At 44.2% G+C, this 22,506-nt stretch carries 17 protein-coding genes; all 17 read right to left on the reverse strand.

Annotated features, from left to right (window positions below):
- Positions 1–222: 222 nt before the first annotated feature.
- The 17 genes from glnA to BMW59_RS02895 all read right to left on the reverse strand — a co-directional run bounded on the left by glnA (position 223) and on the right by BMW59_RS02895 (position 22,238).
- Entirely contained in the window at positions 223–1,560 is a 1,338-nt protein-coding gene (glnA, locus tag BMW59_RS02815) for a type I glutamate--ammonia ligase (RefSeq protein WP_093047509.1), read from the reverse strand.
- Between the two features lie 268 nt (positions 1,561–1,828).
- Positions 1,829–3,100 (reverse strand): methionine gamma-lyase family protein, encoded by a 1,272-nt coding sequence (locus tag BMW59_RS02820; protein WP_425441250.1) that lies wholly within the window; start codon positions 3,098–3,100, stop codon positions 1,829–1,831.
- Between the two features lie 8 nt (positions 3,101–3,108).
- On the reverse strand, positions 3,109–4,359 hold the full coding sequence (gene hflX / locus BMW59_RS02825; RefSeq protein ID WP_093047709.1) for a GTPase HflX: 1,251 nt from the start codon (positions 4,357–4,359) through the stop codon (positions 3,109–3,111).
- A gap of 44 nt (positions 4,360–4,403) precedes the next feature.
- On the reverse strand, positions 4,404–5,354 hold the full coding sequence (locus tag BMW59_RS02830; protein WP_245732925.1) for an AAA family ATPase: 951 nt from the start codon (positions 5,352–5,354) through the stop codon (positions 4,404–4,406).
- Between the two features lie 210 nt (positions 5,355–5,564).
- Positions 5,565–5,798 (reverse strand): RNA chaperone Hfq, encoded by a 234-nt coding sequence (hfq, locus tag BMW59_RS02835; RefSeq protein WP_093047511.1) that lies wholly within the window; start codon positions 5,796–5,798, stop codon positions 5,565–5,567.
- Positions 5,799–5,849: 51 nt separating this feature from the next.
- The gene (gene miaA, locus BMW59_RS02840; protein ID WP_093047512.1) at positions 5,850–6,779 is read right to left on the reverse strand and encodes a tRNA (adenosine(37)-N6)-dimethylallyltransferase MiaA; all 930 of its coding nucleotides are present in this window, start codon (positions 6,777–6,779) and stop codon (positions 5,850–5,852) included.
- Positions 6,776–7,579, reverse strand: coding sequence for a class I SAM-dependent methyltransferase (locus tag BMW59_RS02845; protein ID WP_093047513.1), 804 nt, complete (start codon positions 7,577–7,579; stop codon positions 6,776–6,778). The genes miaA and BMW59_RS02845 overlap by 4 nt, the downstream gene beginning before the upstream one ends.
- Before the next feature lie 29 nt (positions 7,580–7,608).
- Positions 7,609–9,528, reverse strand: a complete 1,920-nt coding sequence (mutL, locus tag BMW59_RS02850; protein WP_093047514.1) for a DNA mismatch repair endonuclease MutL — start codon at positions 9,526–9,528, stop codon at positions 7,609–7,611.
- A gap of 18 nt (positions 9,529–9,546) precedes the next feature.
- Positions 9,547–12,186 (reverse strand): DNA mismatch repair protein MutS, encoded by a 2,640-nt coding sequence (mutS, locus tag BMW59_RS02855; RefSeq protein WP_093047515.1) that lies wholly within the window; start codon positions 12,184–12,186, stop codon positions 9,547–9,549.
- Between the two features lie 218 nt (positions 12,187–12,404).
- Positions 12,405–12,974: an outer spore coat protein CotE gene (gene cotE / locus BMW59_RS02860; protein ID WP_093047516.1), complete on the reverse strand. Its 570-nt coding sequence runs from the start codon at positions 12,972–12,974 to the stop codon at positions 12,405–12,407.
- Positions 12,975–13,582: 608 nt separating this feature from the next.
- Complete coding sequence (locus BMW59_RS02865) at positions 13,583–14,710, reverse strand: M14 family metallopeptidase (RefSeq protein ID WP_093047517.1); 1,128 nt, start codon at positions 14,708–14,710, stop codon at positions 13,583–13,585.
- A gap of 136 nt (positions 14,711–14,846) precedes the next feature.
- Positions 14,847–15,272 (reverse strand): YlbF/YmcA family competence regulator, encoded by a 426-nt coding sequence (locus BMW59_RS02870; RefSeq protein ID WP_093047518.1) that lies wholly within the window; start codon positions 15,270–15,272, stop codon positions 14,847–14,849.
- A 1-nt stretch (position 15,273) separates the two neighbouring features.
- Entirely contained in the window at positions 15,274–16,818 is a 1,545-nt protein-coding gene (gene miaB, locus BMW59_RS02875) for a tRNA (N6-isopentenyl adenosine(37)-C2)-methylthiotransferase MiaB (RefSeq protein ID WP_093047519.1), read from the reverse strand.
- Between the two features lie 192 nt (positions 16,819–17,010).
- Positions 17,011–18,186, reverse strand: coding sequence for a glycine C-acetyltransferase (locus BMW59_RS02880; RefSeq protein ID WP_093047520.1), 1,176 nt, complete (start codon positions 18,184–18,186; stop codon positions 17,011–17,013).
- 19 nt (positions 18,187–18,205) lie between these two features.
- The gene (gene tdh, locus BMW59_RS02885; RefSeq protein WP_093047521.1) at positions 18,206–19,246 is read right to left on the reverse strand and encodes an L-threonine 3-dehydrogenase; all 1,041 of its coding nucleotides are present in this window, start codon (positions 19,244–19,246) and stop codon (positions 18,206–18,208) included.
- 381 nt (positions 19,247–19,627) lie between these two features.
- Positions 19,628–20,494: a 2-oxoacid:ferredoxin oxidoreductase subunit beta gene (locus BMW59_RS02890; protein ID WP_093047522.1), complete on the reverse strand. Its 867-nt coding sequence runs from the start codon at positions 20,492–20,494 to the stop codon at positions 19,628–19,630.
- Positions 20,481–22,238: a 2-oxoacid:acceptor oxidoreductase subunit alpha gene (locus BMW59_RS02895; protein ID WP_093047523.1), complete on the reverse strand. Its 1,758-nt coding sequence runs from the start codon at positions 22,236–22,238 to the stop codon at positions 20,481–20,483. The genes BMW59_RS02890 and BMW59_RS02895 overlap by 14 nt, the downstream gene beginning before the upstream one ends.
- Positions 22,239–22,506: the final 268 nt, after the last annotated feature.

Consider the following 22,506-nt stretch of genomic DNA (forward strand, 5'->3'; position numbering starts at 1 on the left):
GGACAGAAAGCGGCGACGCCACAGGGAGTATGCGCAATCTGAAGATCCAATTTAACGAAGCTCCAGGCTGAGTTGAATTTAGCTGAAGACAAGCCCCTGGGCAAGCTCCGCCTGTCGGACAGAAATCACTCCTTTTCTCAAAAAAACAGCAAGAACAGAGCTGTTCCAATAAAGATACCCTATAACAAAAACCCCCGCCAGCAATGACGGGGGTTAATCTTATTAATAAGTCTGCATGTACTGCTCGCGCTCCCATGGGTGCACTTGCGTACGGAACATATCCCACTCGATTTCTTTTGCTTCAATGAAGTGTTCGAGGGCGTGCTCGCCAAGGGATTGTGTAATGATTTCATTTTTAGCCAGTGCATCAATGGCTTCTTTAAGAGTTGCCGGTAAAGCTTCAATTCCTTCAGCTTTACGCTCCTGAAGATCCATCGCATAAATGTTGCGGTCTGTTTCAGGCGGCGGTGTCATCTTGTTGCGGATACCGTCAAGGCCTGCGGCAAGCATTGCTGCCATCGCAAGGTACGGGTTCGCTGCAGGGTCCGGGCTTCGGACTTCGATACGCGTACTGATCCCGCGGGAAGACGGAATACGTACAAGCGGCGAACGGTTACGCATGGACCATGCAATATAACAAGGCGCTTCATAACCAGGTACAAGACGCTTATAAGAATTGACAGTCGGGTTTGTAATAGCTGTGTAAGCATCTGCATGCTTTAATGTTCCGGCCAGGAACTGCATCGCTGTTTCACTCAGCTGGCTTTCAGTGTTTTCGTCATAGAACGCGTTATCTTTAGGGCTGCGGAACAATGACATGTTCGCATGCATCCCGCTTCCGTTAACGCCGAATAACGGTTTAGGCATGAAAGTGGCGTGCAAGCCGTGTTTACGGGCGATTGTTTTAACAACCAGCTTAAACGTCTGGATGTTGTCACACGTTGTTACTGCGTCAGCATATTTAAAGTCAATTTCGTGCTGGCCTGGTGCTACCTCATGGTGGGAAGCTTCAATTTCGAATCCCATATCCTCAAGCTCAAGCACGATATCGCGGCGGCAGTTTTCACCAAGGTCCGTTGGCGCAAGGTCAAAGTATCCGCCTTTATCATTTAATTCTAGTGTCGGCTCTCCCCGCTCGTCATTTTTAAACAGGAAGAATTCCGGCTCAGGGCCGATATTGAAGTCGGAGAACCCGAGGTCCTTTGCTTCTTGAAGAACTTTTTTCAACACGCCGCGCGGGTCACCTTGGAAAGGTGTGCCGTCCGGATTGTATACATCACAGATCAATCTGGCAACCTTGCCTTTTTCAGGGGTCCAAGGGAAAATAACCCAAGTATCAAGGTCCGGATATAAGTACATGTCTGACTCTTCAATACGGACAAAACCTTCAATTGAAGATCCGTCAAACATCATTAAATTATCCAATGCTTTAGTTAACTGGTCGACAGGAATTTCCACGTTTTTAATGATTCCCATTAAGTCCGTAAACTGTAACCTGATAAACCTTACATTCTCTTCATCTGCCATGCGTAAAATGTCTTCTTTAGAATACTTACTCATTCGTATAGTCTCCTCCTTCAAATTATGTGCTGCTTCTACTGGAGCAACAAATCTGTTACCCGCCTCAGATCGTTATCCGAAGAATTAATCTTCTATGAAAATATTGAAGATTCGAATTCTTCGTTATTTAACGATAAACATATGATAACTAAGATTTAAATACTTATGTTCTATCTTGTCAGATTTTCTGACAGGGAAATTTTCTGACAAAGAAAAGAGAGCAGGCTATATAGCAACTACCCTCTTTGTTATAAGTATAACCTGGAAATTAATCTTTTAGTAAATTTTCCTGGTAAATTTGAATCACTGCATCCGTTACAGCAATTTTAATATGCTCAAATGTCAGGCCGCCCTGCACGTAGGCGGTATACGGAGGCCTGATAGGCCCGTCCGCTGAGAGTTCAATGCTCGCCCCCTGAATGAACGTTCCGGCTGCCATAATGACATCATCTTCATAGCCGGGCATATAGCTTGGATGGGGTTTGACGTGTGCATCTACCGGCGAGGCCCCCTGAATTGCCTGGCAAAAAGAAATCATAGCCTCTTTGTTAGGGAACGAAACGGCTTGAATTAAGTCGGTTCTCTTCTCGTCCCAACGAGGCTCAGTGACCATTCCTGCTTCACTCAAAAACCTTGAAGTAAACATCGCTCCTTTTAAAGCTTCATTAACAACATGAGGGGCAAGGAAGAATCCCTGATACATATCGAGCAGGGTATTTAAACTTGCTCCCCCTTCCAGCCCTATTCCGGGGGCGGTAAGCCGGCTGCCGCATTGGTCAATTAACTTCTTTCTGCCTGCAATGTAGCCTCCTGTCTTGGCAATTCCTCCTCCGGGATTTTTTATAAGCGACCCTGCAGCCAGGTCGGCGCCGGCGTCAGTCGGTTCTTTCACCTCGACAAATTCCCCGTAACAGTTATCGACAAAAACAATAACCTCAGGGGAAATGCTTTTAACAAACTTAATCATTTCCTCAATTTGCTTCACTGTAAAAGAAGGCCGGTTTTCGTAGCCTTTTGATCTCTGGATGCCGATCACCTTCGTTTTTGGCGACAGTTGCTGACGGATGGCCTCCTTATCAATCTCGTTATCTTTTAAAGGAATTTCTTTATAATTAACTCCGAAGTCGATCAAGGAACCAGAGCCTTTTTCGCCCCGCACGCCGATCACTTCTTCGAGCGTATCATACGGTTTGCCGGTGATATACATCAGTTCGTCTCCCGGTCTCAGCACCCCGAAGAGAGCTGTACTGATCGCATGAGTCCCCGATACGATCTGGGGCCGTACAATTGCTGCTTCCGTCCCGAAAACCTGGGCGTACACCTTTTCAAGCGTCTCTCTCCCTGTGTCGTCATAGCCGTACCCGGTAGAAGACTGAAAATGAAATTCAGAGACACCATGTTCTTTAAACGCCTTTAATACTTTACGCTGGTTTTCCTCACAGACTTGTCCTCTTTCAAAGAAGGCGTCCTGAAGATTTTTTAACGTCTGATCTGCTAAAACTTTTAACTCTTTTTCTGTCATTGTATGTGTGTGAGTCATAACTGGATTTACGTGTCCTTTCTTTTCTGTAATTCATGATAGATAGCTGAATCGGCAGGTGCATAGCCTCGTACTGCATACTGTTCGCTGCTTTCATTAAATGTCTGTTCCGTCACTATCGTCTCGCCTTTCAGCCTGTGCAGCCATTTACCTTCATACGCATCCAGGTAAATGATATACGGGGAAAACTGCTCTTCCATCACTGTCTCAATTTTGTCTCTCAGTTTTTCAAGATCGCTGTCATTATACGCGCTGATCAGTGTGGAAGGCCCATGGCCGCTTGCAAAAAAGTCTCCTTTAATCTGATCGCGTTTATTATAAACAGTCAAAGACGGAATCTGGTGGGCGTCTAAATCTTCCAGTAATTTAATAACCGTTTTTTCATGGTTTATAAAATCCGGGTTCGCCGCGTCAACCACGTGGAGGATCAAATCTGCTTCTTTGACCTCTTCCAGGGTCGAACGGAAAGCAGCGATGAGAGTGGTAGGCAGCTGCTGGATAAAACCGACCGTATCTGTCATCAGCACTTCAATCCCTGAAGGAAGTTTTAACTTTTTAGTTGTCGGGTCCAGGGTGGCAAACAGCTGGTCTTCCACGTAGACATCCGAATCGGATAATTTATGAAGCAGAGTGGATTTTCCCGCATTTGTATATCCTACGAGGGAAATCTGGAAAGCCTGGTTCTTCTTTCTCCTGTCCCTGTAACGTTCACGGTGTGAAACGATCTGGGCAAGCTGATTCCTCAATTCATCCATTCGGGAGCGGATATGACGCTGGTCAATTTCCAGCTGGGTTTCCCCGGGTCCCCTGGTGCCTATACCGCCTCCGAGCCGGGACAGTACATGCCCCTGCCCGCGAAGTCTGGGCAGGAGGTAACTTAACTGCGCCAGTTCCACCTGTAATTTCCCTTCTCTTGAGCGCGCCCGCTTAGCGAATATATCCAGTATAAGCTGAGTACGGTCAATAACAGGCATATCAAGCTGGTTCGTTAAATTACGCAGCTGCGACGGTGACAATTCATCGTTAAATATGACCAGGTCTATTTCTTTTTCTTCAATTAGACTTTTTAACTCGTCTACTTTTCCCCGGCCAATATAGGTAGCAGAGTGAGGGTGGTCAAGGCTTTGAAACATCTGGGCTTTCACGCTGCCGCCCGCCGTCTTCGTCAAAGCTTCCAATTCTTCCATTCTGTATAAAAAATCTTCTTCTTTGGCCTTTTTAAGCCTCACCCCTACAAGTAAGACTGATTCCTGATTAATTTTCACCTGATTATCGATTAGTCTTCACCTTCCTTTACTCCCGATTATTCCAGCAGAATTTTTTTAAACGCTTTTGAAAAATCCGATTTAACAAGTGTTGTAAGCGCTTCTTTATGGTAGTCGCCCTGGTGAAGGAGACGGACCGCCTGCATCCGGACAGCCTTCTCCAGCAAGTTCCTGATAAACCGCCCATTGCTGAAACGGCCCTGTTCATAGTCTTTTGCCACAACTAATAGTTCATTCACATAGGACACCGAATCCTTATCAATCACGTAATCGCGCTGGGCAGCCATCGATTTTAACATCTCTATCAATTCAGTTGTCGAGTAATTTGGGAAGGTCACAATCATTGGAAATCTCGACGGCAAACCAGGGTTCAGTTGAAGAAACCGGTCCATTTCATCCGGATATCCTGCAAGAATTAAAACAAAGTTATGCTGTTTGTCTTCCATTATTTTAACAAGTGTATCGATCGCTTCTTTTCCAAAATCCTTTTCGCCCCCTCGGGCAAGGGAATACGCTTCATCTACAAACAGAATGCCTCCCATCGCCTTGTTTACGAGTTCACGGGTTTTCTGGGCCGTGTGGCCGATATATTCCCCCACAAGATCAGCTCTGTCTACTTCAAGAAGATGACCTTTTTCAAGGACATTCATGTCTTTAAGCATTTTAGCAATCAGGCGTGCGACCGTCGTTTTCCCGGTTCCCGGATTCCCTTTAAAAACCATATGAAGTGCCTGTTTACCTGTTTTCAGACCTCTCTGCTCCCTGATTTTATTTAAATAAAGCCATGCATACATTTCATGAACAAAGGATTTCATCATATCCAGGCCGACATACTGGTCAAATTCTTTCATGATGTCACTGTATTCTTTATGCTGGACAAAAGGAGAGGTCTCCATTTGCTGATAGCCATAATCACCCTCGTCCTTATTATCCGATCTGATTACTACATTGATCTGGCCGCGTTTTTTCATTCTGGCTGACTGTGCCAACGAAGTCACCACCTTCAGTAATATAGTGGATCCATCTCTGCTACCACTACTATACGCAAAAACTGTGAATACGTGACAAAGGCCCAGCGCAGATGTCAGATACGGGATAAAAGAAGACCAAATGAAAGTGACGGGTTCCCCCTGTACTATAAAGATTTTTTAACTTTCTGAAAGTATAAAAGAGCCCGGCGGTTATGCCGGACCCGTTTATTACTTATTTTCCTGATTAAGCTGGACATTCCTCTGAGGGGAAAAGGTTGAGATCGCATGTTTATAAACAAGCTGTTGTTTGCCATCTGTATCAAGAATAACGGTGAAATTATCAAAGCTTTTTACATACCCCCGAAGCTGAAAGCCATTAAGTAAAAAGACAGTTACAGGGATGCTTTCTTTTCTTAATTGGTTTAAAAACTGATCTTGCATGTTCACTGATTGTTGTTTCATTGTCAGCAGGCCTCCTCTTTCTCTTCTCGCATTATTACCTATATTCTATATTTATAACAACTTTCCCTCTAAAAAATGATCAATTTCTTTTAACTTTTCTTCCCTGTCTTCTGTCATATCAAACCAGTCAATGGCCATTTTATTACGGAACCACGTCAATTGCCTCTTTGCAAAACGCCTGGAATTTTTCTTTAAAAGTTCGATGGCATCCGCTTTAGAAAGGGCCCCTTCGATATATTGCACTATTTCTTTGTAGCCGATTGCCTGCATGGACTGGCATCGAGAATATCCTTTTTCTGCCAGTTCTCGCACTTCGTCAATCAGCCCGGCTTCAATCATCAGATCCACTCTCTGGTTGATCCGTTCATAAAGAAGCTCTCTATCCATTGTCAGCCCGATGACCACAGTGTCGTAAGGACTGGCAGCCTGTTCAGTCCCTCTTTCTCTTAACGGTTTACCGGTCAGCCTGTAAACTTCCAAAGCTCTGATGACCCGGCGGCGGTTATTTGGGTGCAGTTCCCTGTAACTGACTGGATCAACCTCTTTCAGCCGGTTATGAAGCGCTTCGTTGCCGTTTTCTTCTGCAAAAGCTTCCAATTCACTTCGGAAAGCAGGATCCTCGCTTGCATCCGTAAACTGGTAATCATAAATGACCGCATTAACGTAAAGGCCGGTGCCGCCGACGAGAAACGGGACTTTTCTTTTTTTATGTATGGATGCTATGCAATTTTTGGCTTCGTTTTGAAAATCAGCCACAGAAAAAGTTTCATCAGGTTTTTTTATATTCACCAAATGATGAGGGATGCCTCTCATTTCTTTTTCGGTTATTTTAGCTGTACCGATATCCATCCCGCGGTACACTTGCATGGAATCACCGCTTATAATTTCACCGTTGAATGTTTCGGCCAGACGGATGCTTAGGTCTGTTTTTCCGACGGCAGTCGGGCCGACAATTACTACTAAAGGTTTCTTTTTAGTCATTTCATTTCACTCTTTTCTGTTTCTATCACACCAAAATGATAGGAGGCTGACGGGCGGATATGAACCTTAAAACCGAACTCTTCAAACCTTCGGCTCCGGAAATGGTCTTTTAAAACAATCCGTTTTCGAGCCACCCGCATTGCTTCCTCTATGACAGAACCCGTCAGAGTTTCTTTGCTTGCAAATGAACGTACCGGCTGAAATCCGTTTGACTGTTTAACTGTTTCTTCAAACATCGGATCAAAATAAATGACGTCAGCACTGTTGTCCGGCTGGTTTCTCAGCCACTCCCCATGGCGGGCATTAACTGCTTTAATCCGTTTCATAGCCTCATTGAGAGGCTGAAAAGAAGACTGATAGGACAGCAGCCCTTCTTTAACTATAGCTGCGATGACAGGAGAAGATTCAAGGCCGGTGACTTTCCCTTTTTCCCCGACAGCCAGACTTGCAAGCTGGGCATCTGAAGCAAGGCCAAGGGTGGCATCCACAACTGTGTCTCCGGGCTGGAGCCTGCAGGCGTCTACTAAAGGATCTTTGCCGTACCTGTAGAATTGCTTCGCCCGGAACATTGCTCCGTTCGGATGAAAAAAGAAAGGAGGACAGCCGGCGCCCTTATGCACTTCAATACGCTCCCTGGATACAATAAAGACAGGTGCGCCATAGTCTTCAATCATTCTTTTTAATGACCGTTTATTTCTTCTTGCAAAAGGGAGCCCCCACTTCCCTGCCAGCTGTTGAGCTTTCAATACTGCATGGGACGAAGGACGGCCGGGAGTCGTCACGATTCCGTATTCAATCATGTGTCGTCCTCACCTTCTTATCATTTTTTCTAACTCATAACTCTTTTAAACATCCGTTCGATATCATATGTGGAGTAGTGAACGAGAATGGGACGCCCGTGAGGACACGTAAATGGATCCTCGCACGTTCTGAGGGTCTCAAGAAGCTGAAACATTTCGTCTGTCGTTAAATGGCGGTTTGCTTTAATAGCCGCCTTGCATGACATGAGAATCGCTGCTTCTTCCCTGATTTTCCCTATGTTAATCGTCCGCTCGTTTTTTAATTGCTCAAGTATTTCAGAAATTGTTTCCTCTTCGTGGCCTTCAGGGAACCAGACAGGGCAGGAACGGACCATATATGTGTTGGAACCAAAGGCTTCCAGAAACAAGCCTGCTTGTTCCAACGTCTTTTTATGCTCCGTTACAAGAGACGCCTCCTGTGCGGTAAAGTCAAATGTGATAGGAACAATAAGATCCTGAAGACGCCGGTCCTCCGATGCCAGCTTATCCCGGAAATATTCATATTTAATGCGCTCCTGTGCGGCGTGCTGGTCAATCATATATAATCCTTGTTCATTTTGTGCCAGAATATACGTCCCGTGCAGCTGGCCAATCGGATACAGAACAGGGACCCGTCCGCTTTGACCGTCGGACAGGTTTTCTTCCGGTTCTTGCTGCCCGCCGGTTAAAGGCTGGTCCGCTTCCTCCTCTATCTTCTTCTCATCCGTTAACGGCGCCAACCCGGCTTTCAGACTGTTGTCCGCTTCATCACGAGCTTGCTCTTCAACCTCAGGAACAGACTCACGGACGGAGGAAGTTTCATTTGAATCAACCGGCCGCTCTTTATAAACTTTGCCTGATGGTTCTTCCGTTCTGGCAGATTGCTTTTCCTCGGACGGAGCTGCTTCATGTTGAAAGTTAAAAACCATCTGTTCCGGTTTCTCACGCTTAACAGTTATTTTTTCTGAGACTTCCGGAATGAGCCGGACCTGCTTAAACGCGTCTTTGATCATTGCCGTGACAAGTTCCTGAAGTTTGCCTTCCTTACTGATCCTCACTTCCAGCTTGGAGGGGTGGACATTGACATCCACTAAGAGCGGATTCATCTCAATATGAAGGACGACAAGCGGGAACTTGCCGATCGGCAGGAGCGTATGGTACCCTTCCTGGATCGCTCTGACAAGGGCATAATTTTTAACAAAACGACCATTGATAATCGTAGACATATACGACCGGTTTGAACGGGTAACTTCCGGCTTGGCAATATAGCCGGTAATTTTAAAATCAAGTGACTCAGATTCTGTTTTAATTATTTTACGGGCTACTGACGTTCCGTAAATAGATGCTATCACACGGGTCAGATCACCATTCCCGGCAGTCTGTAAAACTGTTTTGCGGTTATGGGTCAGGATAAACGATTTTTCAGGGTGGGATAAAGCCATCCGGTTCATCACATCGGAAATATGCCCTAATTCCGTGTGAATCGTCTTTAAATACTTCAGCCTGGCCGGCGTATTGTAAAACAAATCAGTAATTCTGATTTCCGTTCCTTTTCTCGGGGAAGCCGATTTCCTCTCTTTAATATGCCCGCCTTCCACGTACAGTTCATGCCCCTCATGGTTTCCTGAACTTGTCTTTAAAGTTAGCTTGGAGACAGAAGCAATACTCGGTAAAGCTTCTCCGCGGAAACCAAGCGTTTTAATGCGAAATAAATCCTGGTCATATTTAATTTTACTTGTGGCATGCCGGTCAAAAGCCGTTTCAAGATCATCTTCTTCAATACCGTCACCGTCATCAAGCACCCGGATTGAAGCAAGTCCGCCCTCTTCCACATCCACCCGGATCGTTGTACTGTTTGCATCGATTGCGTTTTCTACTAATTCTTTTACAACGGAAGCGGGACGCTCGACCACTTCTCCGGCAGCAATTTTGTTCGAAAGATGCTCATTCAGCTGAAAAATCTTTGCCATTCTGCCACCTCCTTGCTGTTAATTATTCAGGTTCCTTTGCAGTTTATCCAGCAATTGTATCGCTTCAATCGGCGTAATGTGAAGCAGGTTTGCTGAGGAAAGCTGGGAAAGAACCTTCTCCTGGCTTTTATTTAACTGGCGGGACGCTTCCTGTGCCTCCGCTTCTTCAGGAAACAGGCTCAGCTGCTGCGGCCCCGCTTCTTCATTCCCGAAAAAAGAAGTCCGTTCCTGTCCGGATTGAATGCTTTCTTCCGCCACTCTGTTTTTATGTTCTTTCAAATCGGATTGTTCCTGTTCAAACTCTTTTAAAATGGCCTTAGCCCTGCTGATCAGCTTATCAGGAAGTTCAGCCAGCTCAGCCACATAAATGCCGTAACTTCGGTCAGCTGCTCCGTCAATCACTTTATGGAGAAAAACAACCGATCCATCTTCTTCCTTTGCTGAGACATGGACATTTTTTAACCTGTCCAGTTTGTTCTCAAGGCTTGTCAGTTCATGGTAGTGTGTCGAAAACAGCGTTTTGGCGCCGATTTCATCATGAATATATTCAATAATGGCCTGAGCAAGCGACATCCCGTCGTAAGTGGACGTCCCCCTGCCAATCTCGTCAAGAAGAATGAGACTGTTCCTCGTAGACTTTGAAACAGCGTGTTTAGTTTCAAGCATTTCTACCATGAACGTACTTTGGCCGTGGGCGAGATCGTCAGCTGCCCCTATTCTAGTAAAAATCTGGTCAAAAACAGGCAGAACGGCTTCACTGGCAGGAACATAGCTTCCTGTTTGAGCCATAATGGAAATCAGCGCAAGCTGTCTCATATAAGTACTCTTACCTGCCATGTTCGGCCCTGTGATCAGCAGAAGCTCTCGGTCGTCTTTTAATAGAATATCGTTTGACACGTAGTCTCCTTCATCGATCATTTTCTCAACTACAGGATGCCGTCCGTCACGGATGTCGACTTCTCCTTCCGCCTTCAGTTCCGGTTTAACGTAGCGGTTCCGTTCCGCTACTTCGGCGAAACTCTGCAACACATCAAAGGCACTGATCACATTAGCAAGCTGCTGAAGCGGACGGATAAACGCTTTAACCTGCTCCCTTATTTTCATGAATAGCTCATACTCCAGCTTTTCGCTTTTCTCTTCTGCTTCCAGGATCAGCGCTTCTTTTTCCTTCAGTTCTTCAGTAATAAACCGTTCGGCATTTGTCAGGGTCTGCTTCCGTTCATATCTTCCTTCAGGAAGCTGCGGAAGATTAGGTTTGGTCACTTCAATATAATACCCGAATACTTTGTTGAAACCTACTTTCAGCGAGCGGATACCCGTTATTTCTTTTTCCTGCTTCTCAAGGGCAGCAATCCAAGCTTTACCGTTTCTCATCGCATTCCGGTAGTCATCGAGCTGTTCAGAATAACCGTCTTTTATAAGACCGCCTTCCGTAATACTTACAGGACAATCTTCCTCAATGCTTTCTTCAAGCAGTCTTCTCAGTTCCTGGCAGTCCCCTACGCCCTCCATAAGGGAATTTCCAAACGAGCTCTCAAGACTTTTTACCGTCTCAAAAATATCAGGCACTTTTTCAAGCGATTTTTTCAGCTGGATTAAATCACGTCCGTTAACATTTCCAAACGCCACCCGGCCTGATAAACGCTCAAGATCATAAACGCCCTGCAGCTGTTCCTGCAGTGCCTCCCGTTCGAAAAAACGGTCGATAAGAGCACCGACAAGTTCGTGCCTTTTTTCTACAGTCTGTCTGTTTAAAAGAGGCCGTTCAATCCACTGCTTAAGCATTCTTCCTCCCATGGCCGTTTCTGTCCGGTCCAGCACCCAGAGGAGAGAGCCCTGTTTTTTCTTTTCTCTTAACGTTTCAACTAATTCCAGATTACGCTTTGAATGGACATCCATCGACATATATTCCTGAGGAAGGTAAAAAACAGCTGGCCTCAGATGATCCAACGATCGTTTCGTTGTTTGCTTAAGATACCGGATTAATTGGTAACAGGTTTCTTTTATTTTTCCATCTGATAATCCGTCCACTAAAGCGGCTGCTTCTTCCACAGGCTCTGTATGGTCTTCAAAAGACAACGTCACGTGGAGCCGCCTTTCAAGCAGCTGTTGTTTTTCTTCGGAAAAAGTTGACGGGACAATGACTTCCCGCGGCCTGTACCCGGCCATTTCGTTAATTAATTCTTCAAAATCAGCCAGCGTAGTGACCATCAATTCTCCTGTAGTCATATCAGCGCCTGCAAGGCCGAATTCATTTCCTTCAAAAGGAGTAACAGACAGGAGGTAGTTATTTTCTTTTTCCTGCAGGGCATACCCTTCCATGACTGTCCCCGGCGTGATAATTTGCACGACTTCCCTCTTTACGACTCCTTTTGCTTGCGCAGGGTCTTCTGTCTGTTCACAAATGGCGACTTTGTAGCCTTTTTCAATAAGCTGGGAGATATATTGGTCTGAGGAATGATAAGGCACACCGCACATCGGAATACGGTCGTCGCCCTTTCCTCTGGCGGTTAACGTAATTTCCAGTTCTTTAGCGGCTTTTTTCGCGTCTTCATAAAACAGTTCATAAAAATCGCCGAGCCGAAAAAATAAAAAGGCATCTTCATACTGTGCCTTAATTCTTAAGTATTGTTCCATCATTGGTGTGACTGCTGCCATATGTATCATCCTTAATTGATTAAGTTCTTTATAAATACGGATTAATTATAACATAACCGTTTAAAGGATTTAACGGAAGCATTCTGGAAAGGTACGGTTAAAGTCATCCGGTGTGGAGCCAGCCCCCGCAAGGTTTCGAAACCTTAACATTCAGCTTGAAAAACACAGGAAAAGAGCCCCAATACACCCGGGACTCTTTATCATCTTTGTTTTTTTAACTACTCTTCTAATTCTCCCGCCAAGAAGTTGGTATCCAGATCTTCAAATTCCTCATCATCGATCGTGTCATCCCAGGCTTCCTCATCCCACTCCTCTACCGAAGCGTTTGGATTTACCTGAACAGTCATTTTTGTCTCACCAATTACTTCTACTGCAAATTCTTTTTCTACCTGCACCTCAACATCCCGGTCATTAGACGCAATCAGTGCCTCTAATGTATTTGGCTGCTGGGTCGCCCTGGAAATAACTTCAAGGTCTTCTGAAAGAATATCACTGTCCTGCATTACCAGAGGGACTACTTCCGTATAGGAAACGGTCTCTGTAGCTACATTGGTTTTCGTATTTCCTGAATACGAATACCAGATATTGCAGTCATAAGTGCCGTTTATTTCAACGGCATCCCCCTTTTTGGCAGAGGTGTATTTGTGGTTAATAAGCCAACAGCCTAAAATACTCGTCGGCTTTTCCGCAGGGGTAATTTTATGCTTTGTTTCTGAAAACTTCCGCCCTTTTCCACATACAGCCTTTGTTATAATCTGTCTGTAATGCACATCTTTCTCTGATGACATCTTTTTCCCTCCTCACACAATAATGAGCCACTAACTTTTCGTACTATGAATTAGATACAGTCCAATTTCCACAGCATGCAGATAAATGGCTCATGTGCCATCGTGTATTTGCACACCTACTCGTATCATGAGTTCAATTATTTATATGTGGCTTATTCCAAAAACATGCTCAAATTTAAATGGATAAAATTAAAAGAGGGTGGGACAAAAGAATAGTGACCATAAAGAAATCCTAAGAAACCTCTTATGATATTTCTTAGGATTGCCGCTTTTGTACTTATAGAGGATTAACTCTGCCAAAATAAAAGCAGTGATTTCAGTCAGTAGGATGGTCTAAAAAGCTTTCCTTAATCTGCCGGTTCACTCCCGGCGAAGCCTTACCCTAGGGCTTGTCTTCAGCTAAATTCAACTCAGCCTGGAGCTTCGTTGAATTGGATCTTCAGACTGCGCCTGATCCTCTGGGTGTCCTCGCCTACGTTCACCGGAGGCGTATACTTTCATAGGTTGTGGCGCAGAACTTTTAATACGGGTGGTAATAATAAAAAATCAATCTGAATGATCTTCAGATTCCTCCGCGTGTCCTGACCTTTCTAAAATTTAGGAGCTGGTCATTTGGACAGTTCTATATTTTCGCTGGAGAGGATGGCTTCTATGCCTGTCCGCCCTTTATCTATGACCTGCTTCCGCCATTCTTTCTTATCAGGATAGAATAGTCTCCTGAAATCTCTTATAATTTCCTTTTCATCTTCCCTTTCTAAAACACCATTAAAATAAAGCTGATTTTCATTAATCATTGTCTGTGTACAAAAAACGAGGTCATTAAGAGTCTCCGCGATGGTGCCGAATTCAAATAGACATGTCACTGTTCTTTTTTGGGGAAAGTTTTCTCTGACAGACTCCTGCAAATATAAGTTTGACTCACCATAAACATTGTCATCATCACTTTTTACTACTTGTTTATAAGAAAGCTCTTTTTGCAGCTCCTCTTCACTCCTTTTATCTGACTTTGTAAATATTAATGTCAGGTCATCTTTCGGACCGCCTCCGGAATGAATATCAATATGAACAGGATGGCTGTACTCCTTTACCCAATCAAAATACCTGCTTTTTAATTTTTGTGCCGGTTCGTCAAAACTGTTCCCTCCGTAATAAATCCCTCTTTTATACTTATACTGGCCAGGGGGGCCATCCTTCAGCACTGCCAGCTCTTCATGAGTAAATGCTTCAGTTAAAGCTTTATTTAATTCCCTCTTATGGGTGCTTAAGTTTTCAATACGTGAACCTGGAAGAAAGATTTCCTTTTTACGGGCAAATGTTTCATCTACAGCCCCTGCTGTATTCTCCCAGTCTCTAATATAGTTCCTGTTTAAATCTATGTTATTTTCAGTCACTCTTCTAAAATGCCTCATTCCCCACGGGTTCACTGCATGCACGAGCCGCAGCCCCGTTGTTTCAGGGTTGATTAACGGCATATATTCTTCAATAAAAAGCTGTAAAAACGCGCTTCCTGTATATCCTTCAATGCCGTGCTCACCTGTCGTAATAATAATCAGTTCCTGCTTTTCCGACAAAGCATCAGCCGCGAGAATATCAGTTGTATTATCGTCTTCTTCACTTCCTGTGTAATATGTCTCAAGCCTGGCATTAGGCCAGTATGTCCCAATTTCTTTCAGCGACTTACGGAACTGTGACCGTGACTCTTCAAATGTGCCGCTAAAAAATTGCTCACTTTCCATTCAATAACGCCCCTTTTCATATCTGTTTAAGGAAGGTATTTCACGTCAGCTTCCATTTAAAACATTTGCGGCAGCTAGGGTTCCGGAAAATGATAAAAAAAAACCGCACCGGCGATCGCGGTACGATTAATAATGATTATGAGCAGCCGTTATTGAACGGGCTTTTTGTTGTGGTGCCCTGCAGCAAATCGCCGCCCGTTGATTCAATAATTTTATTTGTGACTGTATTTGAAATCGTGTTGCTGACCATCTGCAGAAGCTGGTTTACTTCAGTCTGCGATTGTTTAAATTCCCTTACTAAAGGAATCTCGTCCAATTCATCCTGAAGCGCGTCAATTTTAGCATCCGTTGCTTTTAAAGCTTCTGACTTCTGGTAATGTTTCAAATTAACAGCTTCTTTTTGAAGCGATTTAATCTTGCCGATAATTTCCTGGACTCGTAAATTTTCATTTATTTGTCCTTCAGCTCTTTTAAAGAAATCCACTTCTTCCGTTTCGGCAATCATAGACGCCAATTCCCGGGCTTTTTCTGTAATCTCTTTTTTAGTATACAACTCACTCATGTTATTTCACCTCTGCCGTTTCTGTAACTTCACCGTCTAAAGACCAGGTTTTTGCCTCTGTAATTTTAACATTAATTAATTCACCGATCGATGTTTTCTGCCCTCTGAAGTTAACTAGTTTATTTGTTCGGGTACGCCCCATTAATACATCAGGGTTTTTCTTACTTTCACCTTCAACTAATACTTCGACTACTTTTCCTTCATATGCCTTATTTTTTCTGGCTGAAATATCGTTCACAACAGCGTTCAGGCGCTGGAGTCGGTCTTTTTTAACGTCCATTGGGACATTGTCTTCCATCTTGGCTGCCGGCGTGCCTTCACGAGGCGAGTAAATATACGTGTACGCGCTGTCGTAGTCCATTTCTTTCATGAGAGAAAGCGTGTCCTCGAACTGCTCTTCCGTTTCATTAGGGAAGCCGACAATAATATCAGTAGTAAATGACGCGTGCGGCATCGCCTTTTTAATTTTTTCTGCCAACTCAACGTACTGTTCTCTCGTATATTTACGAGCCATCAGTTTAAGCACCTCGCTGTTTCCGCTTTGGACGGGCAAATGAATATGCTCAACGAGGTTGCCTCCTTTAGCAAGCACTTCAATAAGATGATCATCAAAGTCGCGCGGATGGCTGGTCGTAAAGCGGACACGGGGAATGTCAATTTTGCGGATTTCGTCCATTAAGTCTCCCAGTCCGTAGTCCATATCCGCCAGATCCTTACCGTAAGCGTTAACGTTCTGGCCAAGAAGCGTAATTTCTTTATATCCATTGCGTGCTAAATGGCGTACTTCTTCAATAATATCTTCAGGGCGCCGGCTTCGCTCTTTCCCTCTTGTATAAGGCACAATACAGTACGTGCAGAACTTATCGCAGCCGTACATAATATTAACCCACCCCTGGAAATGTCCTTTACGGGCGCGAGGCATATTTTCAATAATATCCCCCTCTTTAGACCACACTTCAACGACCATTTCCTTGTTAAAAATGGCATTTTTAAGCAACTCAGGAAGACGGTGAATATTATGAGTGCCGAAAATGAGATCGACATGCTGGTGTTTTTGAAGAATCCGGTTAACGACAGACTCTTCCTGTGACATACAACCGCATACACCAACAATAAGACCCGGATTATCACGTTTCATAGGCTTCAAGTTACCGATCTCGCCAAACACTTTATTTTCAGCGTTTTCACGGATGGCACAGGTATTTAATAAAATAACATCTGCTTCTTCAGTAAGTGACGTGGATTCAAAACCCATCTGGAGAAGGATGCCAGCCATATTTTCTGAATCGTGTTCATTCATTTGGCAGCCGTAAGTCCTGATTAAGAACTTTTTACCTTTGCCGATGCCCTGCATATCTTCAGGGATCTCAAAGTCATAATGGACAGACACGTCTTCTTTTCCGCGTTTTTTGGCCTGCTTTAAGTCAGGCGGAATATAGGTGGTCTGGAAATACTGGGAGTAGTCCTTTTTCTGGCCGGATTTTTTGTCCGCAGAAGAAGTTCCCTCCATCGCTTGCGTCTGCTCCTTGCGTTGTTCTTCATTCATATATTAATCAATCTCCTTTATATTATTTCTCACAACCTATAATTATAAATGGTTTAAGACCTTTATACAACTGTGATTACAGGATAAAAGACAGAGGTCATCCTTAAAAAACATCCGGACAATATTTTACGAATATTGTCCGGATGTTTTTCTAGTGAGTATTCTTTTACTTCAGCCACTTTTGCTCCCGTATTAAATAATACCGAGCTCTTTACCGGCTTTTTCAAATGCTTTCAATGCTTCGTCCAGCAGTTCTTTCGTATGGTCTGCAGTAACGATTGTTCTTACACGTGCTTTCCCCTTAGGCACAGTTGGGAAGGCTATACCTTGGGCAAAGACACCATATTCCAGCAGCTTATCAGACAGCTGGTGAGCTTTTGCCCCGTCCCCAATGACAACCGGAGTAATAGGGGTGTCACTTTTTCCTGTATCAAAACCGAGTTTCTCCAACCCTGCTTTAAAGTATTTTGTATTATCCCATAAACGGTCAATACGCTCTGGTTCTTCAAGCAGGACATCAATTGCTTTGGAACAAGCCGCTGTGACTGCCGGCGGGTGGGAAGTACTGAATAAGAACGGACGTCCTTTATGAATGAGGTAATCCCTGACCGCCTGAGTACTGGCAATATAACCGCCCAGCACCCCGATCGCTTTACTTAATGTCCCTACCTGAATGTGCACACGGCCGTTCAAATCGAAGTGGTCAACGGTTCCGCGGCCATTTCGACCCAGCACACCGCTTGCATGGGCATCATCCACCATTACAAGAGCATCATATTTTTCACACAGCTCCACAATTTCAGGAAGCGGCGCGATATTTCCATCCATAGAGAAGACGCCATCAGTCACTACAAGACGTTTTCTGTAATCCTGAGTTTCTTTTAAAGCATCTTCCAGGCTCTTCATATCGACATGTTTGTAAATTTTTCGGCCGGCTTTAGTAAGCCTGATGCCGTCAATAATGGAAGCGTGGTTTAATTCGTCGGAGATAACGACATCTTCTTTCGTTAAAATAGAAGAAAGAATCGCCTGATTAGCGGTAAAACCGGACTGTAAAACAAGTGTAGCTTCAGTATGTTTAAATTCAGCTAATTTTTTTTCAAATTCCTCATGCATAGAAAACGTCCCGGCTATTGTTCTTACTGATCCGGTTCCTGCACCATACTGGTCAACTGCCCGGACAGCCTCAAGCTTCATTTTCGGGTGGGTGGTCAAACCAAGATAGTTATTGGATGAGAGCTGAATGACTTCTTTCCCGCCAATTTTAACTTTTGCCCCTTGATCAGACTGAAGCGGAACAAGAGACCTGAATACTCCGTCCTCTTTCATTCCTTGTAATTCTTCTTCTAAATATTCGAAACCTTTCATAAAACTGATTCCTCCTTGTCTATGGATGTAGTACTACTTTCCCGCACTTACCTTCAATCATTAAATCAAAACCTTTTTCAAAGTCTTCCAATGGAAAATGATGTGTGATCATTGGTTTCAAATCAACCTGACCCGAACCGAGAAGACCGGAAACCTGCTGCCACGTTTCATACATTTTTCTGCCTGTAATCCCTTGAACAGTAATACCTTTAAATACAATATCATTAGTAACGTCGATTTCGACCGGTTTAACAGGAAGACTGAGGATTGATACTCTTCCTCCGTTTGTAACCATTTTAAAACCCTGGTCCATAGCAATCGGATGTCCGCTCATTTCACAGACGATATCCACGCCATTATTCTCAGTCAGTTTACGGACAACTTCAAGCGGATTTTCCACACCGGAATTAACTGTACGGGTGGCTCCCATTTTTTCTGCCAAGTCAAGGCGGTAATTATTCAAATCAAACGCAATGACCTGCGAAGCACCGGCTGCTTTTGCGACCCCTACTGCCATAATTCCTATCGGCCCGCATCCAATGACTGCCACCGTCTTTCCGGTGACATCGCCTTCTAAAACAGTATGGACAGCGTTTCCAAATGGCTCCTGGACGCTCGCTTCTTCGAAAGAAAGCTCCCGGTCATTCTTCCACAAGTTTTCGGCCGGCAGCGCGACATACTCAGCGAAGCATCCATCACGGTCCACCCCGATAATTTCTGTGTTAGCGCATATATGCGCCTGGCCGGTCAGACATTGCGGGCAATGGCCGCATACGATATGAGTCTCCGCAGAAACGTGGTCTCCTACTTCGACATTATTGACCAGTTTACCTTTCTCTACCACAATTCCTGCAAATTCGTGCCCAAAAACATACGGAGGTTTGACACGGCTTTCTGACCATTCATCCCACGTATAAATGTGAACATCCGTGCCGCAAATAGAAGTTGCTTTTACCTGGATAAGGACTTCCTGGTCACCGATTTCCGGTACAGGCACTTCTTTTAAAATCGCCCCCGGGGCCCTTTGTTCTTTTACAATCGCTTTCATTTTACCCCTCATTAATTATCCACCCCTTTATTTCCTCTCAATTAGACCTTTAAAACGTTAAAAATATACACGAAAATCATCTCGGCAAATCACTGTCTTTATTCTAGCATGATGCTATGTCCACGTAAACAAAACTGTACACCTCACAAGGACAAATGATTCTTCAGGAAAATTTATTTTAAAAAAATTTATTTAGTGCAACCTGAAGCTGGTGAGTGGGTGATAAAACCGAAAAAAAAGCTCCCTGAGAAGCCTGCACGAGAGGTCAGCAAGGTTTAAGTTAATTATGAAAAGGTCTATTTACCCAAAATGAAAGCCCCCCTATTTACTATAAAAATAGGGGGGCTCTATAATTAGAACATTCAATTAAAAGGGCTTCGTGATGCCTCCTGTTTACATGAATTCTGCAGTGAGTTTATCAAATTGCTCTTTTTCAAGATTAATATCCTGTGTCGCAAGAGCTTCTTCTTTAAATCCATTCACTAAAGCCTCATATGAAGGTTTATCTTTATCCTGGTAAATAAGGCCTGTCACTAGACCGTCATGCTCCATGAGCGTATTCATTGCCTGCATGCGGCTGGACGGATTGTAATCCTCAATTGTTGAAAGGGACGTAAGGTTCTCTTTAAACCAGTCATACGTATTGACTTTGTTAAACGTGACGCAAGGACTGAATACGTTAATTAATGAGAAACCTTTATGTTCAATACCTTTTTCAATAAGTGAAGTCAATTCTTTTAAATCACTTGAGAAACTTTGTGCTACGAAACTGGCACCTGCTGTGAGAGCCATTTCCATAACATTTAAGGAAGACTCAATTGAACCTGCCGGTGTACTCTTTGTTTTGAAGCCCATTTCACTTCGCGGGGAAGTCTGCCCTTTAGTCAGGCCGTAAATCTGATTATCCATAACAATGTAAGTCACATCGATGTTTCGCCGGATTGCATGTACCGTATGACCCATCCCGATAGCAAAGCCGTCTCCATCACCTCCGGAGGCAATGACAGTGAGTTCACGGTTTGCCATTTTGACTCCCTGTGCGATCGGCAGGGCGCGTCCATGAATACCGTGCAAGCCATAAGAGTTAATATAGCCGGAAATCCGCCCGGAACAGCCAATACCGGAAACAACTGCAAGCTCTTCAGGAACTACTCCTGCGTTGGCAGCTGCCCTCTGAATTGCTGCCTGGACAGAGAAGTCTCCGCAGCCTGGACACCAGTTTGGTTTAACGTTATTTCTAAAATCTTTAAAGGTTGCCATATGCGAACAGCTCCTTGCATTCGTGATGGATTTCGGAAGGTAAAAACGGATTTCCGTCATACTTCAAAATTGATTCAACTTTTTCCACATTTGTATTCATTTTCAGTAATTGGGCGATTTGACCAGTTGCGTTGTTTTCCACCACAACCACTTTTTTGGCTTTATTAATCATAGACTGAAGTTCTTCAGCCGGGAACGGGTGCAGAAGCCTGATATGGCCGTGGTTAACTTTCACACCGTCTTCCTCAAGGCGGGGCAATACTTCCTCAATAGTGCCTTTTGTTGAGTTAACCCCGATAATAAGCATATCTGCTTCCTCGTGCTGTTCATTCTTAAGCACAGGTTCGGGGAACCGGTCAACAAGGCTCTCAAGTTTTTTCATCCGTTTATCCATTTGAGCTTTTCGGTTTTCAGGGCTTTCTGAAGGTTTGCCCTGTTCATTATGTTCAACCCCGGTGACATGGTGCAGTCCGTGTTTCATGCCTGGAATGACACGCTTGGAAACGCCGTCTTCTGTTACTTCATACCGTTTGAAGTAGGTCCCTTTGTCAAGTTCAGGCAGTTCTTCATTAATGTCCAGCTTTCCTCTTCGAATTTTAACTCTGTTAAAGTCCAGCGGATCAACCGTCTGTTTTCCTAATGAGAGGGCTAAATCTGTAATAAGAATGACAGGCACCTGGTACTCTTCCGCAATGTTAAACGCCTCTACCGCGTCATAAAATGCTTCCTCTACACTTGAAGGAGCCATAACAACTTTAGGAATCTCACCGTGAGTACCATAAATCATAGCAAATATGTCCGATTGCTCCTGTTTTGTAGGCAGGCCGGTACTTGGTCCTCCCCGCTGAGTATCAACAATGACAAGCGGTGTTTCAGTAATGCCGCTCAGACCGATTGCTTCCATCATCAGTGAAAGACCAGGACCGGCGGAAGCTGTCAATGACCGCACTCCGGCATAATTGGCACCGATAGCCATCGTACACGCTGCAATTTCATCTTCTGTCTGTATAACTGTTCCACCGTACTCAGGCAGTTTTTTAATTAAATATTCCATTATTTCAGAAGCAGGAGTGATTGGGTAAGCCGGCATAAATCTTGCTCCTCCTGCAAGAGCTCCAAGAGCAATAGCATCGTTTCCAATCATAAACAGCCGGTGGTTTCCATCAGCTTTTTCGAGCTGGAAGTCTCCAACACTGCCGGCTGATTCTTTCTCAAAATATTTCCTGCCCGCTTCAATGGCATCCATATTTTTCAAGACAACTGCTTCACCTTTTTTAGAGAAAATCTGTTCGACGACAGATTTAAAGATATCTGACTGCAGACCTAATAGTGAAGCTGAAGCTCCTACGGCTACCATGTTTTTCATAAGAGATGTCCCTAATTCCGTGGCAATTTCAGTGAACGGCACAGAAAATAATTTAGCCTGGGAACCTTCCGGCAGTTTCGGGCCGAATTTGCTGTCGCCGATTACAACGCCTCCAGCAGAGAGCTCATGGTGATTGACGTCAATGGTTTCCTGGTCGAACGCGACTAATATATCTAAATCATCAGAGATTGAATTCGTTTGAAAGGTACTCACACGTATTTTATTATTTGTGTGGCCCCCTTTAATTCGTGAAGAAAAGTGCCTGTACCCGTATAAGTAATAGCCTTGTCGATTCAAAGCCATTGAGAATATTTCCCCGGTACTTTCAATACCTTCACCTTGCTGTCCCCCAACTTTCCATGAAAGTTGTTTTATCATTTTCGCTACACCCCTTTTTGATTTCACAATGCCACTTTTCTGCTTTACAACCTTACTGCATCTCTGCTGTGTGTGAATGTGAATACATTCATATAAGATTCTTTGTTTATGTAACTGCTAGTATGTCACTTGAATGGTTGAACGTGTATGAAACACCTCGACTTTCAAGACACTACCCGCATCTCTTATTTTAACGGAAAAATTATGTGAAAAGGCCCTTCATAGGAACCGGAAGTATTGCCCCGCAGCTAAGTAAGCGTTTTCACTG

The organism is Salipaludibacillus aurantiacus (assembly GCF_900111295.1).
Taxonomy (GTDB): Bacteria; Bacillota; Bacilli; order Bacillales; family Salisediminibacteriaceae; genus Salipaludibacillus; species Salipaludibacillus aurantiacus.